This is a genomic window from Pseudomonas sp. BP6, assembly GCF_017875935.1.
Classification (GTDB): Bacteria; Pseudomonadota; Gammaproteobacteria; order Pseudomonadales; family Pseudomonadaceae; genus Aquipseudomonas; species Aquipseudomonas putida_Y.
In genome coordinates, this window is sequence record NZ_JAGINI010000001.1 from 4,334,220 (window position 1) to 4,349,875 (window position 15,656).

11 protein-coding genes are annotated in these 15,656 nt (G+C 62.0%); 8 read left to right on the top strand and 3 right to left on the bottom strand.

The window, feature by feature from the left end:
* Positions 1–36: 36 nt before the first annotated feature.
* Genes J3A98_RS19685 through J3A98_RS19695 form a run of 3 tightly spaced genes read left to right on the top strand, consistent with a single transcriptional unit; the run spans position 37 to position 2,950 of the window.
* Positions 37–1,443, top strand: coding sequence for an FAD-dependent oxidoreductase (locus tag J3A98_RS19685; RefSeq protein WP_209967899.1), 1,407 nt, complete (start codon positions 37–39; stop codon positions 1,441–1,443).
* A gap of 33 nt (positions 1,444–1,476) precedes the next feature.
* Complete coding sequence (locus tag J3A98_RS19690; protein WP_014589771.1) at positions 1,477–1,818, top strand: cupin domain-containing protein; 342 nt, start codon at positions 1,477–1,479, stop codon at positions 1,816–1,818.
* Between the two features lie 52 nt (positions 1,819–1,870).
* Positions 1,871–2,950, top strand: a complete 1,080-nt coding sequence (locus tag J3A98_RS19695) for a polyamine ABC transporter substrate-binding protein (protein ID WP_028697402.1) — start codon at positions 1,871–1,873, stop codon at positions 2,948–2,950.
* Between the two features lie 131 nt (positions 2,951–3,081).
* Here the strand turns inward: J3A98_RS19695 and J3A98_RS19700 are convergent, their stop codons facing one another.
* Complete coding sequence (locus tag J3A98_RS19700; RefSeq protein WP_021781794.1) at positions 3,082–4,665, bottom strand: peptide chain release factor 3; 1,584 nt, start codon at positions 4,663–4,665, stop codon at positions 3,082–3,084.
* Between the two features lie 557 nt (positions 4,666–5,222).
* Between J3A98_RS19700 and J3A98_RS19705 the strand changes: the two genes are divergently transcribed.
* The 5 genes from J3A98_RS19705 to J3A98_RS19725 all read left to right on the top strand — a co-directional run bounded on the left by J3A98_RS19705 (position 5,223) and on the right by J3A98_RS19725 (position 10,835).
* Positions 5,223–5,936 carry an ABC transporter permease gene (locus J3A98_RS19705; RefSeq protein ID WP_176685717.1) on the top strand — a complete coding sequence of 238 codons (714 nt, stop codon included), beginning with the start codon at positions 5,223–5,225 and terminating at the stop codon, positions 5,934–5,936.
* A 13-nt stretch (positions 5,937–5,949) separates the two neighbouring features.
* A complete protein-coding gene (locus J3A98_RS19710) occupies positions 5,950–6,864 on the top strand; it encodes a glycine betaine ABC transporter substrate-binding protein (protein WP_209967901.1) in 915 nt (304 codons plus the stop codon).
* Complete coding sequence (locus tag J3A98_RS19715) at positions 6,861–7,514, top strand: ABC transporter permease (RefSeq protein WP_028697400.1); 654 nt, start codon at positions 6,861–6,863, stop codon at positions 7,512–7,514. Before J3A98_RS19710 ends, J3A98_RS19715 begins: the two co-directional genes overlap by 4 nt.
* A complete protein-coding gene (locus J3A98_RS19720) occupies positions 7,511–8,668 on the top strand; it encodes an ABC transporter ATP-binding protein (RefSeq protein ID WP_209967903.1) in 1,158 nt (385 codons plus the stop codon). The genes J3A98_RS19715 and J3A98_RS19720 overlap by 4 nt, the downstream gene beginning before the upstream one ends.
* A gap of 1,108 nt (positions 8,669–9,776) precedes the next feature.
* Positions 9,777–10,835, top strand: coding sequence for an IS110-like element ISPpu11 family transposase (locus J3A98_RS19725; RefSeq protein WP_209969883.1), 1,059 nt, complete (start codon positions 9,777–9,779; stop codon positions 10,833–10,835).
* A gap of 1,320 nt (positions 10,836–12,155) precedes the next feature.
* On the opposite strand, the gene J3A98_RS19730 is transcribed toward J3A98_RS19725, so the two are convergent.
* Together J3A98_RS19730 and J3A98_RS19735 are read right to left on the bottom strand one after the other, a co-directional pair.
* Positions 12,156–14,585, bottom strand: coding sequence for a TonB-dependent siderophore receptor (locus J3A98_RS19730; RefSeq protein ID WP_209967906.1), 2,430 nt, complete (start codon positions 14,583–14,585; stop codon positions 12,156–12,158).
* Positions 14,586–14,693: 108 nt separating this feature from the next.
* A complete protein-coding gene (locus J3A98_RS19735; protein WP_209967908.1) occupies positions 14,694–15,656 on the bottom strand; it encodes a FecR family protein in 963 nt (320 codons plus the stop codon).

Here is a 15,656-nt window from a genome sequence, read left to right on the forward strand (position 1 = left end):
CGCCCACAGACCTTGACGGATGTGGAGCCGAACCCGATGCAACCCCTGCGCACGCTCAGCCTGTGGATGGACCAGCTCGACGAGCCGCTGTGCGCGCGCCCGGCACTGCGCAATGACCTCGACGTTGACGTGTGCATCATCGGTGCCGGCTATACCGGCCTTTGGACCGCGTACTACCTCAAGCGCCAGGCACCCCAGCTGAACATTGCGGTGATCGAAGCCCAAATCGCCGGCTTCGGCGCTTCCGGCCGTAATGGGGGCTGGCTGATGGGCAACCTGCTAGGCGAAGACCGCCTGCTCGGCACCCTCTCGCCGCAACAGCGCCGCGCCAGCATCGACCTGCTGCACGGCATCCCTGATGAAGTGCATCGCGTGTTGCAAAGCGAAGGCATCGACTGTGACTACCGCAAAGGCGGCGTGCTGTATTGCGCGGCGCGCTACCCCGAGCAGGAACGCAGCCTGCGCGCCTACCTCGACGACTTGTATCGCCAAGGCATGACCGAGGACGACTACCGCTGGCTGAGCCCCGAGCAGTTGGGGAGCCAACTGCGGGTCAGCAATGCGTTTGGAGCCATTTACAGCCCGCACACGGCGACCATCCAGCCAGCCAAGCTGGTGCGCGGCCTTGCCCGGGCAGTAGAGGCGCTGGGCGTATCGATCTACGAAAACACCCCGGCCATCGACTGGCAGCCGAGCGAGGTGCGTACCCCGCTGGCACAGATTCGCTGCCAGTGGATGGTGCCTGCCGTGGAGGGTTACGCCGCCAGCCTGCCGCCACTGGGCAAACATCAGTTGCCGGTACAGAGCCTGCTGGTGGCCACCGAGCCGCTGCCGGAGGCTACCTGGGAGCAGATTGGCCTGAGCCAGGGCCAAGCCTTCAGTGAAAGCAGCCGCCAGGTCACCTACGGCCAGCGCACCGCCGACAACCGCCTGGTCTTCGGTGCCCGCGGTGGCTACCGCTTCGGTGGGCGTCTGCGCGAAAACTTCAACCTCGACGAACACGAAGTCGAACTGCGCCGCTACCTGTTCGGCGAACTGTTCCCGCAGCTCAAACAGGTACGCATCACTCATACCTGGGGCGGCAACCTCGGCATGGCGCGACGCTTCCGCCCACACATGCTCTGCGACCGCCAGCGCGGCATCGCCCTTGCCGGCGGCTACGGCGGCGAAGGCGTCGGGGCTACCAACCTGGGTGGGCGCACCCTGGCGGCGCTGATCCTCAACCAGCACAACGAACTGACAGCACAACCCTGGGTACTCGACAACCGCCCGCTATCCAGCCTGGCCAGCTGGCCCCCCGAGCCCTGCCGCTGGCTGGGCTACAACGCGATCATCCAGAGTTTCGTCCACGAGGACCGGACCCTCGCCAACCCCGCCAGCGCGCCGTGGAGGCGGCGCCTGGCCATATCGCTTGCGGACTTCATGGAAGGCTTCATGCACTGACTTCCCTTAACACTCGTACAGGATCCACCGGTCATGAGCATCACCCAGTTCAAGAACACCGAATTTGCCGTGCTCGACAGCTCCAACCCGGTCGCAGTACCGCTCGGCGAACCCGTGGCAGTCACGTCAGTCACCTGCGTGGAGCGCAGCGATGGCGTTGAAACCGGCATCTGGGAATGCACCCCAGGGCGCTGGCGGCGGCAGATCGTGCAACAGGAGTTCTGCCATTTCATCAAGGGCCGCTGCACGTTCACCCCCGACGGTGGCGAGCCTCTGGTCATAGAAGCCGGAGACGCATTGATGCTACCGGCCAACAGCACCGGCACCTGGGACATCCAGGAGACCGTGCGCAAGACCTACGTGCTTGTTTTCTGATCCGCTGATCGCCTGCCTTCGATAACAACAGACAAAGCAAGGTAAACCCGACATGCGCACCTTCCTCCTCGCCCCTCTGATGCTGGCCGCCAGCGTGGCCAGCGCCGCTGAAACGGTGAAGATCTACAACTGGTCCAGCTACGTGGCCCCCGATACGTTGAAGAACTTCCAGCAAGCCAGCGGCATCGTGCCCACCTACGACGTGTACGACAGCAATGAAACCCTCGATGGCAAGCTGATGACCGGCAATTCCGGCTACGACGTGGTGTTCCCCTCCAACCACTTCATGGCCCGGCAGATTCAAGGCAAGGCCTTGAAGCGCTTGGACAAGTCCCAGCTGCCCAACTGGCACAACCTCAACCCGGTGCTGCTCAAGGCGCTGGAGGTGAACGACCCGGGCAACCAGTACGGTTTCCCGTACCTGTGGGGCAGTACCGGCATTGGCTACAACATCGACAAGGTCAAGGCGGTGCTCGGCGACAACGCGCCGGTGGACTCCTGGGACCTGATCTTCAAGCCCGAGTACATGAGCAAGCTGAAAAGCTGTGGGGTCGCGGTGCTGGACAATGGCCCCGAACTGCTGCCGATCGCCCTGCACTACCTGGGTTTGCCCCATCACAGCCAAGACCCCAAGGACTACGAGAAGGCCAAGGAACTGCTGATGAAGGTGCGGCCGTACATCAGCTATTTCCACTCGTCCAAGTACACGGGCGACCTGGCCAACGGCGATATCTGCGTAGTGGTGGGGTTCTCAGGGGATGTGCTTCAGGCGAAGAACCGCGCCGATGAGGCGAACAATGGCGTGAAGGTGGGCTATTCGATACCCAAGGAGGGTGCGCCGATGTGGTTCGACATGGTCGCCATGCCCGTCGATGCGCCGGATGAAAAGGCCGGATATGCCTACATGAACTACCTGCTGCAGCCGGAAGTGATGGCCAACATCAGCAACCATGTGCAATACGCGAACGGCAACCTCAAGGCAGACGGGCTGGTGGACCCGGCGATGAAGGGTAATACGATGATTTACCCGAGCGACGAGGTGATGGGCAAGCTGTATGCGCTGGAGGCGATGCCGGCGAAGATCGACCGTATTCGTACGCGAATCTGGACCAGTATCAAAGCCGGAAATTGAAATGGGGCCGCCTAGCGGCCCTTCGCGGGCACGCCCGCTCCCACAGGTATCACATGACCTCCAGGTTTGGTGATTCCCTGTGGGAGCGGGCGTGCCCGCGAAGGGCTGCAAAGCAGCCCCGATTTCAAGCCTTAATGGTGCTCGCGGGTAGCGCGGAACTTGATATCCGGCCAGCGCTCTTCCATCAGCGCCAGGTTGACCCGGGTCGGCGCCAGGTAGGTCAGGTGACCGCCGCCGTCGATGGCCAGGTTCTCCATGGCCTTGGTCTGGAATTCCTCGAGCTTCTTCTTGTCATCGCAGCTGATCCAGCGCGCGGACCAGACGGTGATAGGCTCGTAGGCGCACTCGACCTTGTACTCTTCCTTCAGCCGGCTGGCGACCACGTCGAACTGCAGCACACCGACCGCACCCAGGATGATGTCGTTGCTGCGCTCAGGGAAGAACACCTGAGTAGCACCTTCTTCGGCCAGCTGCTGCAGGCCTTGACGCAGTTGCTTGGATTTCAGCGGGTCTTTCAGGCGTACGCGGCGGAACAGCTCCGGCGCGAAGTGCGGAATACCGGTGAAGCCCAGCGCCTCACCTTCGGTGAAGGTGTCGCCGATCTGGATGGTGCCGTGGTTGTGCAGGCCGATGATGTCACCGGCAAAGGCCTCTTCCAGCTGCTCACGCTCGGAGGAGAAGAACGTCAGCGCATCGCCGATACGCAGGTCTTTGTTCAAGCGCACATGGCGCATTTTCATGCCTTTCTCGTACTTGCCCGAGCAGATGCGCATGAAGGCGATACGGTCGCGGTGTTTCGGGTCCATGTTCGCCTGGATCTTGAACACGAAGCCGGTGAACTTCTCTTCCACAGGCTCCACGGTACGCTCGTTGGCCACACGGCCAAGCGGACGCGGCGCCCAGTCGACCACGGCGTCGAGCACGTGGTCGACACCGAAGTTGCCCAGCGCAGTACCGAAGAATACCGGGGTCAACTGACCGTTGATGAACTCTTCCTGATTGAACTCGTGGCAGGCGCCCTGCACCAGCTCCAGTTGCTCGACGAACGCGTCGTACTGGTCGCCCAGGTGTGCGCGGGCTTCGTCCGAGTCCAGTTTCTGGATGATCTTGGCTTCGGTGCGCTCGTGGCCGTGGCCCGGGGTGTAGACGATGATGTAGTCGCCAGTGAGGTGGTACACACCCTTGAAGTCACGGTAGCAACCGATTGGCCAGGTGATTGGCGCGGCCTTGATCTTCAGAACGGCTTCGATCTCGTCGAGCAGTTCGATCGGGTCGCGGATGTCACGGTCGAGTTTGTTGATGAAGCTGACGATTGGCGTGTCGCGCAGCCGGCACACGTCCATCAGGGCGATGGTCCGCGGCTCTACACCTTTACCGCCGTCGAGCACCATCAGCGCCGAGTCCACCGCAGTCAGGGTGCGGTAGGTGTCTTCGGAGAAGTCTTCGTGGCCCGGGGTGTCGAGCAGGTTGATCATGTGCTCGCGATACGGGAACTGCATCACCGAGGTGGTGATGGAGATGCCGCGCTGCTTCTCCATTTCCATCCAGTCGGAGGTGGCGTGGCGGTCGGACTTGCGCGACTTCACGGTACCGGCGACGGCAATGGCCTTGCCCATCAGCAGCAGCTTCTCGGTGATGGTGGTCTTACCGGCGTCGGGGTGGGAAATGATTGCGAAAGTGCGGCGCTTCGCGACTTCGGCGGCCTGGTTGGTCATGGGAAATCGCCTGACTGGGGGATTTGAAAGGGGCAGTATCATACCTGAAGTTGGGCCTGGACCAAAATCTGCCGAATGAATGGCGCCTGTGCCGGCCTCTTCGCGGGTAAACCCGCTCCCACAGGTACGACACAGGATTCGAATGCGGTGCAGTCTGTGTAGGAGCGGGTTTACCCGCGAAGAGGTCGGCATAGACAAAAGAAATCCAACAGGCAATCGCTTTATCACGACAAATGACCAAAGCGCAGTTATTTCAACGCCTGCAGCACATTAAGTCGCTGTTTTTTCTCGCCAAAAATCCTGCCACCCAGTGATTAACGCTGGCCAAATGCTGCCTCAAATGGGAACCTTGACACCCATGGAGACGTCCACTCCCCTGCAAACCGCTTCGATTGGGGACTGGTTTCATCAGCATTTTCGGGCCCGACGGGGTTCGGCTCATGGCCTGATCGCAGCCCTCGGCTTGCATCACGCTGCTACTCGCGAACACACCACCCGCCGCCAGAATTGGCCGGCAACCAAGAAGTGTGCTCGCCGACTACACAAGGAGTCCACCTGTGGCAAAACGCTACGGTTCGGGGCTGTTGGGATGGGCCGCCGTGCTCGTCATCCTGGCCCTGCTGGTCCACTGGATCGGCATCGACACGATCGCGCGTTATCGCGACGATCTTGGGTTCTACCTGCAAGCGCACCTGGTATTGGTGCTGGCTTCGATGGCGGCGGCGCTGGCCGTGGGCATCCCCGCCGGCATTGCGTTAAGTCGACCGCACCGGGTCGACAAAGCCGAGCGCTTCATGCAGTTCTTCAACGTTGGCAACACCATCCCCCCCCTGGCCGTTCTGGCCATCGCCCTCAGTATCCTGGGCATCGGAGCCGGGCCTGCGATCTTCGCGCTATTCCTCGCCTCCCTCCTGCCCATTGTGCGCAACACCTACGAAGGCCTGAAAAACGTCCCTGCTTCGCTCAAGGAAGCCGCCACCGGCATTGGCATGACCCCGCGCCAGCAACTCTGGCAGGTGGAGCTGCCCAACGCCGTGCCGATCATCGTCGGCGGCGTACGCGTGGCCCTGGCACTGAATGTGGGTACCGCACCGCTGGCGTTCCTGATCGGCGCCAACAGCCTGGGTAGCCTGATCTTCCCCGGCATCGCCCTGAACAACCAGCCACAACTGCTGCTGGGTGCCGCCTGCACCGCGCTGCTGGCACTGGTGCTGGATGCGGCGGTGAGTTTCTCCAGCAAGCGCTGGCTGGAACGCGGCCTGGTCCAATAAGGATAGGAAACGTATGAAGAAGAGAATCGCCTTGCTACTGGGCGCGGCCTTGCTGTTCGCAGGATTTGCCAAGGCAGCTGAAAAACCGCTGATCCGCATCGGCGCGCGGGTGTTCACCGAACAGACCGTGCTCGCCGAAATCACCGCGCAATACCTGCGCGCCAACGGCTTCGATGTGCGCGTCATCGGCGGGCTTGGCAGCAACCTCGCACGCCAGGCCCAGGAAACTGGCCAGCTCGACCTGATGTGGGAATACACCGGTGTGTCGCTGGTGTCGTACAACCACATCGAAGAGCGCATGCCCAGCGCCGAAGCTACCTACGCCAAGGTCAAGGAGCTGGATGCCAAAAAAGACCTGATCTGGCTGACCCCGTCGAAATTCAGCAACACCTATGCCCTCGGCTTGCCGAAGCAGGTCTCCGAGGCCTACCCGCAGATCAACTCGATCAGCGACCTCAACCAGGTGCTGCGCGACGAGAGCAAGCGTAATCACCTGGTGGCCCTGGACACCGAGTTCGCCAACCGCCCCGACGGCCTGGTAGGCCTGCGCGAAATGTATGACCTGCCGCTGGGCCGGCGCAACATCCGCCAGATGGACGCCGGGCTGGTGTACACCGCCATGCGCAACAATCAGGTGTTCGCCGGCCTGGTGTATACCACCGACGGCCGCCTGGACGCTTTCGACCTCAAGCTGCTGGAAGACGACAAACACTACTTCCCCGACTACACCGCCGCGCCGGTGGTGCGCAAAGCCACGCTCGACGCCAACCCGCAGCTGGCTGGCCTGCTCAAGCCGCTGGCCGAGCAACTGGATGACCAAACCATGCGCCAGCTCAACGCCAAGGTCGATGTCGAGCACCAGAACCCCACTGCCGTGGCCGCAGACTTCCTGCGCAAACACCCACTGAACAGCGAGGGCCAGCCATGAACCTGATCGATACCTTCAGCCACCTGGACTGGGCCCAGGTGCTGCACCTGACCTGGCAGCACATCATGCTGGTAGGCGTTGCCGTGGGCCTGGCGATTCTGGTCGGGGTGCCGCTGGGCATCCTGATGACTCGTTTTCCGGCCCTCGCAGGCCCGCTGCAGGCCAGCGCCACGGTGCTGCTGACCATCCCCTCGATTGCCCTGTTCGGCCTGCTGTTGCCGTTCTACTCCAAGTTCGGCCAGGGCCTGGGGCCATTGCCAGCGATCACTGCGGTGTTCCTGTACTCGCTGCTGCCGATCCTGCGCAACACCTACCTGGCCCTGACCAATGTCGAGCCCGGCATCCGCGAAGCCGCACGCGGTATAGGCATGACCTTCGGCCAGCGCCTGCGCATGGTCGAACTGCCCATTGCCGTGCCGGTCATCCTTGCCGGTGTACGCACCGCCGTGGTCATGAACATTGGTGTCATGACCATTGCTGCCACCATCGGCGCCGGCGGCCTGGGTGTGCTCATCCTCACCTCCATCAGCCGCAGCGACATGTCGATGCTGCTGATCGGCGCCTTGCTGGTGAGCCTGCTGGCAATCATCGCCGACCTGCTGCTGCAAACCCTGCAACGTGCCCTGACTCCAGAAGGACTGCGCTCATGATCGAACTGAAGAACCTCAGCAAGACCTTCAACGTCAACGGCAAGGACGTCAAAGCCGTCGACTCGGTAAGCCTCACCGTCAACGAAGGGGAAATCTGCGTGTTCCTCGGCCCCTCGGGCTGTGGCAAGAGCACCACGCTGAAAATGATCAACCGCCTGATCACGCCCACCTCGGGCCAGGTGTTCATCAATGGCGAAGACACCACCGGGCTGGACGAAGTCACCCTGCGCCGGCACATCGGCTATGTGATCCAGCAGATCGGTTTGTTTCCCAACATGACCATCGAAGAGAACATCACCGTGGTGCCACGCCTGCTTGGCTGGGACAAGCAGAAATGCCACGAGCGTGCTCGCGAGCTGATGCACATGATCAAGCTCGAACCCAAGCAGTACCTGCAACGCTACCCGCGCGAGCTGTCCGGCGGCCAGCAACAGCGTATCGGCGTGATTCGCGCCCTGGCAGCAGATGCACCCGTGCTGTTGATGGACGAACCGTTTGGCGCGGTCGACCCGATCAACCGCGAGATGATCCAGAACGAGTTCTTCGAAATGCAGCGGGCGCTGAACAAGACGGTGATCATGGTCAGCCACGACATCGACGAAGCGATCAAACTGGGCGACAAGATTGCCATCTTCCGTGCCGGCAAGCTGTTGCAGCTGGATCACCCGGATACCCTGCTGGCCCACCCGGCGGATGATTTCGTCAGCAACTTCGTGGGCCAGGACAGCACCCTCAAACGCCTGTTACTGGTGCGAGCCGAGGATGCCGCAGACAACGCGCCATCGGTGAGCCCGCAAACGCCAGTGAGCGATGCGCTGGAGCTGCTCGACGAGCACGACCGCCGCTACGTGGTGGTGACCGATGCACAGAACAAGGCGCTGGGCTATGTGCGCCGACGCGACATGCACCGCCAGCAAGGGACGTGTGGCGATTTCCTGCGACCGTTCAATGCCACGGCGGCGCACGATGAGCATTTGCGCATCCTGTTGTCGCGCATGTACGAGTTCAACCGGGCATGGTTGCCGGTGCTGGATGCCGAGCAGGTGTTCTTGGGCGAGGTGACGCAGGAGTCGATTGCGGCGTACCTGAGCTCAGGGCGATCGCGGGGGGCGAAGACCAGTATCGTTTCGCCAGCTGAGGCCGTTGCTTCGTAACCGTCGGGGGCGCTTTGCGCTCTTCGCGGGTAAACCTACAGCGGCCTGCGCCCAATCAGCGATGTGTGTCCACCACCGATCATGTGTAGGAGCGGGTTCACCCGCGAATACGGTAGCGGCGGCAACGGTGAACGGCTGGTGAAACTGGCCAGCAGGCCCGGCCCTTTCGCGGGTGAACCCGCTCCTACGACGGCCTGTGTCCAATCACCGATGTGTGTCCACCACCGATCATGTGTAGGAGCGGGTTCACCCGCGAATACGGCAGCGGCGGCAACGGTGAACGGCTGGTGAAATTGGCCAGCAGGCCCGGCCCTTTCGCGGGTGAACCCGCTCCTACGACGGCCTGTGTCCAATCACCGATGTGTGTCCACCACCGATCAATGTGTAGGAGCGGGTTCACCCGCGAATACGGTAGCGGCGGCAACGGTGAACGGCTGGTGAAATTGGCCAGCAGGCCCGGCCCTTTCGCGGGTAAACCCGCTCCTACGACGGCCTGTGTCCAACCACCGATGTGTGTCCACCACCGATCATGTGTAGGAGCGGGTTCACCCGCGAATGCGGTAGCGGCGGCAACGGTGAGCGGCTGGTGAAATTGGCCAGCAGGCCCGGCCCTTTCGCGGGTGAACCCGCTCCTACGACGGCCTGTGTCCAATCACCGATGTGTGTCCACCACCGATCATGTGTAGGAGCGGGTTCACCCGCGAATACGGTAGCGGCGGCAACGGTGAGCGGCTGGTGAAATTGGCCAGCAGGCCCGGCCCTTTCGCGGGTAAACCCGCTCCTACGACGGCCTGCGCCCAATCAGCGATGTGTGTCCACCACCGATCAATGTGTAGGAGCGGGTTCACCCGCGAATGCGGTAGCGGCGGCAACGGTGAACGGCTGGTGAAATTGGCCAGCAGGCCCGGCCCTTTCGCGGGTAAACCCGCTCCTACGACGGCCTGTGTCCAATCACCGATGTGTGTCCACCACCAATCCGGTGTAATCGATGGACTCGCCCCCGCCGAGGCATCACAGTGCCACGGTGGTGTTCGAAGAAGCCAACGGCAGCGAGGGCGAGACCATGAAAAAGCATAGTTCGAAACACGATTCCCTGTCTTCCACTGATGTGGAGCTTTGCACAACCATCTGCGTAGACCTGGCCAAACAGGTCTTCCAATTAGCAGGCGAGGACGCTACTGGGCGGGTGATCTACGAAGATCGCATCAAATCCCGCCAAGCGTTCCATGATTTCCTGCTCAGGCTGCCAACTACCGTGGCCGTCTTGATGGAGTGCGGTCCAGGTGCACAAGCCTGGGCCAGACTGCTGCAGGCCAAAGGTAATCCGGTTCGCATCCTGCCGGCGCAACGTGTCGCCGAACATCGCAGCGGTGCAAAGAACGATCGTAACGACTGCTATGCCATTTTGCGTGCCGGTCGCGATACGAGCATCGCTTCGATACCGATCAAGAGCACCACAGCACTGGCTATTCAAGCGCTGCACCGTATCCGGCGCGGTAACATCAAGCGACATACCGCGCTGGGTAATCAGATCCGTGGTTTGCTACTTGAGCATGGCGTATCCATGCCCCAGGGTGATGCCGCGATCAATAAGCATGTGCCTCAGGCGCTTGAGGATGCTTCCTTGCCTCTGCCCGACCTGTTGCGCGAGTTGCTCGATGAGTTGCTGATGGACTGGTTGTCTCTAGGTGAACGCATAACGGTGCTGAGCCGACGGCTCGAAGCGACTGCCCAAGAGGATAAAGTCGCTCAGCGACTGATCACCATTCGCGGCGTCGGCCCTATCATTGCCACGGCGATCGTGGCGAAACAGACCGAACCCAGCCGCTTCGCCAGTGGCCGAATGTATGCCGCCTTCTTCGGTATCGTGCCCGATCAGCACAGCAGCGGAAACAAAATCAGATTGGGCAAGATGAGCAAGCGCGGTGACGGCTACATACGCAGCCTGATGATCCAGGGCGCGCATGCCGTCTTGAGCCAGCTAAGGCCTGATTCCGATCAGCCAGATGATCGCCGCCTCTTGCGCTGGCTATCCCGCCTTGGGCGCAAGGAGGCGGCGATCAGGCTGGCTAATCGAAATCTGCGGATTATCTGGGCCCTGTTACAGAGCGATCAGGTTTACCAACGCAAACCGAACGAAAAACCGGAGGCGGCTATGAGCCTCTGACCAACCGGGTAATGCCACCGGGGCGCTAGGCGCTCCAACCCCTGCTAGTGAACATTGACCCTAGGTAAGACCGTCGCAGACCGATGCCTCCGCTCCTACAGGCCTGATAGTGGCCTCAATGTAAACGGCACACTGCGAGCTCACCACGATGTTGGCCAGAAGCAAAAAGCTTCCTCGAATAGGCCTGATACATAGATGCAACCGGGTTCCTATGTTCAAAAAGCAGCTAGACAGTGTGGGCGAGTCCATACATAGGAGCGGGTTTACCCGCGAATACGGTAGTGGCGGCAACGGTGAACGGCGGGGGGAGATTGGCCAGCAGGCCCGGCCCTTTCGCGGGTAAACCCGCTCCTACGACGGCCTGTGTCCAACCACCGATGTGTGTCCACCACCGATCATGTGTAGGAGCGGGTTCACCCGCGAATGCGGTAGCGGCGGCAACGGTGAACGGCTGGTGAAATTGGCCAGCAGGCCCGGCCCTTTCGCGGGTAAACCCGCTCCTACGACGGCCTGTGTCCAATCACCGATGTGTGCCCACCACCGATCATGTGTAGGAGCGGGTTCACCCGCGAATACGGTAGCGGCGGCAACGGTGAACGGCTGGTGAAATTGGCCAGCAGGCCCGGCCCTTTCGCGGGTAAACCCGCTCCTACGACGGCCTGTGTCCAATCACCGATGTGTGTCCACCACCAATCATGTGTAGGAGCGGGTTCACCCGCGAATGCGGTAGCGGCGGCAACGGTGAGCGGCTGGTGAAATTGGCCAGCAGGCCCGGCCCTTTCGCGGGTGAACCCGCTCCTACGACGGCCTTTGTCCAACCACCGATGTGTGTCCACCACCAATCATGTGTAGGAGCGGGTTCACCCGCGAATGCGGTAGCGGCGGCAACGGTGAGCGGCTGGTGAAATTGGCCAGCAGGCCCGGCCCTTTCGCGGGTGAACCCGCTCCTACGACGGCCTTTGTCCAACCACCGATGTGTGTCCACCACCAATCATGTGTAGGAGCGGGTTCACCCGCGAATGCGGTAGCGGCGGCAACGGTGAGCGGCTGGTGAAATTGGCCAGCAGGCCCGGCCCTTTCGCGGGTGAACCCGCTCCTACGACGGCCTTTGTCCAACCACCGATGTGTGTCCACCACCGATCAATGTGTAGGAGCGGGTTCACCCGCGAATACGGTAGCGGCGGCAACGGTGAGCGGCTGGTGAAATTGGCCAGCAGGCCCGGCCCTTTCGCGGGTGAACCCGCTCCTACCCCCAAACCTCGAAGGCCTGGAGGCTCTCGGTACCCGCGAAGGGCTGCAAAGCGGCCTGGCAGCCTCGGATCAAAACCCTACACTGGCCTGCACATAGAAGGTCCGTGGTTCACCCACATAGAGGCCGGCATTGTTGTCACTGGAGCGGGTGAAATACTGCTTGTCAAACAGGTTCTTCACCCCCGCCGCCAGCTTCAGGTTGGACAACTGCGGCCCGAATTCATAACCGCCACGGGCATGCCAGGTCACGTAGCCCGGAATATCGCCATACCGCCCGTCAGCACTCGGCTCGGTGATGTAGTCGCCATTGAAACTGCCATCGGCATTGATTCCGGTGCCGGGTGCGCGCTGCCTGGATTGGGCGTAGGCATCCAGGTTCCAGGTCCAGTGGTTGACCGCGTAACGCACCCCGGCAGTGGCCACCTGGCGTGAATAGAACGGCAGGTCACGGCCCTTGAATCCCGGGATATCCCCTTCATAGGTTGCGCGGGTATAGGTGTAGCCACCGCTCACCGACAGCCCGTCCAGGCGCGGGTCCAGCCCGGCCAGGTCATAGCGCACCGAGGCCTCGACACCCTGGTGCCTGGTCGCCCCCAGGTTGGTCCAGCCCACGTCGTTGCTGATGTACTGCAGCTCATCATCGAAGTCGATGTAGAACGCCGTCAGCTCACCGGCAAAGCCACCATTGTCATAACGGGTACCGATTTCGTAGGTCTTGGCCTTCTCCGGCTCCAGGCCATTGGCCGTACTGTTGCCAGAACCGCCCTGGCCCAGCTGGAAGTACTGCAGGCTACCGAACGAAGTCTCGTAGTTGGCGAACACCTTCCAGGCATCGGAAACGTGGTACATCACGCTCAGTGCCGGCAAAGGCTCGTTGCTGGTGATGCTGCGCTTCTTCTCGGCTACCGGGCGGTTGTTGGCGTCCAGTACCGGGCGGTCGCGCCAGTCGGTATTGATGTGCTCGAAGCGCACGCCAGGGGTGATGGTCCAGTTGCCCACGTCGATCTTGTCGTCGATGTAGTAGGCGCTGGCTTCAGTACCGCCGCTGCGGTCCTGGAACACGTGGCCGTCAGAAGTCGGGGTCACCGTCGGCACGTTGTCGATCAGCGCCAGCCGAGTCGTCTGTTCGCGCATCGCTTCCTTCAGGTAACGGTAACCGACACTGACTTCCTGGGTGGTTGGGCCGGCAAAGAAGATGCGCGAAACACGGGGTTCGATGGCAAAGGTGTGGTAGTTGCGAGGGTACGACGACAACGTCTTCATGTCCCGCGAGGCAATGGTGCTGCCGCGGAAACTGTCGGTGTAGTAAGTCAGCACTTCGAACTGGGTAGCATCGTCGAGCTGCCGCTGCCATTTGAACGACACATCCTTGCGCCGGCCCGCGAAGTAGTCGTAATCGCGCAGCGACTGGTACGGGTTGCTGTCGTATTGGGCCTGGGTCAGGCCACCCGGCATGTCGGCACGGCCATCGTAATAATGGAAGTTGAGCCAGAACTCATCGACATCGGTTGGCGCCCAATGCGTCTTGAGGATAACGTCGTCGATGTCGTTGCCGTTGTTGCTTTCACGGTAACCGTTGCCATTCACCCCGGTGTACAACAGCGCCACGCCCATGCCATTGTCGGCCGTCCCGCCGACGAACGCTGACTCGGTGTGTTTCCAGCCACCGTGCCGGGAGGTTTCCAAGGTGGTGGACAGCTCTGCCGAGGCCTTTTGCGGAATCGCCCGGGTTACGAAGTTGATCACCCCGCCCACGTTCTGCGGGCCGTAGCGCACCGAACCGGCACCGCGCACGACGTCGATGCTGTCGAGGTTGCCAGAGGAAATCGGTGCCATTGACAGCTGTGGCTGGCCATACGGCGCGAAGGCGGCCGGGATACCATCGATCAGTACCGTGGAGCGCGGCGACAGGCGCGAAGTAAGGCCACGCACGCCCACGTTCAGCGACAGGTCGCTGCCACCGGTTCCGTTGGAGTCCTGCACTTGCACGCCGGGGATGCCACGCAGCACGTCGCGCACATTCATTGCACCCTTTTCCACCATTGCCTCGCGGCGCACCACGGTGCGTGCCCCGGGGTGGTTCTGTACCACGCTCTGCTGGGCATCCCCCAGCCAGTCACCGACCACCTTGATATCGGTGGGTGCCAGCTCCAGGCTGCCGCTGCCCAGGTCAAGGGTAGTCGGCAGAGGCTTCACCACAACGGTGTCCCGGGACATCTCGAAGGTGAGCCCGCTGCCTTGCAGCAGCTGTTGCAGCGCCTGCACCGGCGTCAGGTTGCCCGATACCGCCGGGGCCTGTTTACCGGCGACCAGCTCGGGGCTGAAAAACAGCTGCAGGCTGGTCTGCTGGCCGAGCTGGTTCAGCGCCGAACCCAACGGCTGAGCCTGGATCTGGAGGGTATTACCGGCCTCGGCGGCCTGGCTGTCAACGGCCACAGTGCTGACCGCCAGGGCCAGCGCCAGGGCGCGAAAGCGTGGGAGGGATTTGTTGTTGTTCACGTCGTCGAAACATCCTGGAATGCGGAATAAACGCCAACCGCGTGCAAATGGAAATGCTTGGCAGTTGCAGCTGGCGAGGAAGACGAACGAGTGAAAAAAAACCTGAATCTATTTGGCGATTATTTCGCTGGAGCCGTCTTCATGGGCCTTGATGGCCACCGGCAGGATGCTCGGCAAGGCCCGCAGCAGAGCGTCTGGGTCGTTGGTGCTGAAGGTGCCTGACAGGCGCAGCCGGGCGACTTTACCAGGGGCGACCCGCAATGGCTGGCTACGGTAGCGAGAAGCTTCGGCCACTACTTCGGCGAGGATTGCATTGTCGAACACCAGTTTCCCCTGACGCCATGCGGTCATGGCGCCGATATTGACCGCATAGGGTGCGGCGACCAGGCCCTGTTCATCTATATACGACCCCTGCCCGGCCGTCAGTTGCGCCAGCGAGGCGCCCTTGCCCTGCACCCGCACCGACCCCTGTTCCACCGCCACACGGGTGCTGGCTGGGTCCAGGCGTACGTCAAAGCGGGTACCTGTGACGATCACACTGCCCTGGGCAGTGTCGACCACAAACGGCCGGTTACTGTCATGGGCGACGCTGAACATCACTTCACCGGCGTTCAGGCGCACGTGCCGCTGGCCGGCGCTGAACTCCACCTGCAACTGCGTGCTGCCATTGAGCTCGAGATGCGAGCCATCCGGCAGTTCGACCTGACGGCGCTCATTGAAGGCCGTCTGCAGGCTGCCCTGATGGTTCAGTTGCAGGTAGTGCCAGCCACCCCAGCCCAGGGCCAGCGCCACTGCCGCGACACTGGCGGCCAACGCCTGGCGCATGAAACGCCGTCGTGGCAGCTGCTGTACCGGGTCTGGCTGGCACAGCGCCTCCAGGCGCTGGCGTGGAATGAAGTCGGCGGCCTGCCACACGCAGCAGAGATGCTCGTATTCTTCCCGGTGGTGCTCGTCGCTCGCCAGCCAGGCACGCAACTGTTTGTGCAGCCCGGCATCCCGAGGTGCGTCCTGCACGCGGGCGAACCATGCGGCCGCCTGCTCGCGGACGGCATCGGTACCGTGCTGTTCCAT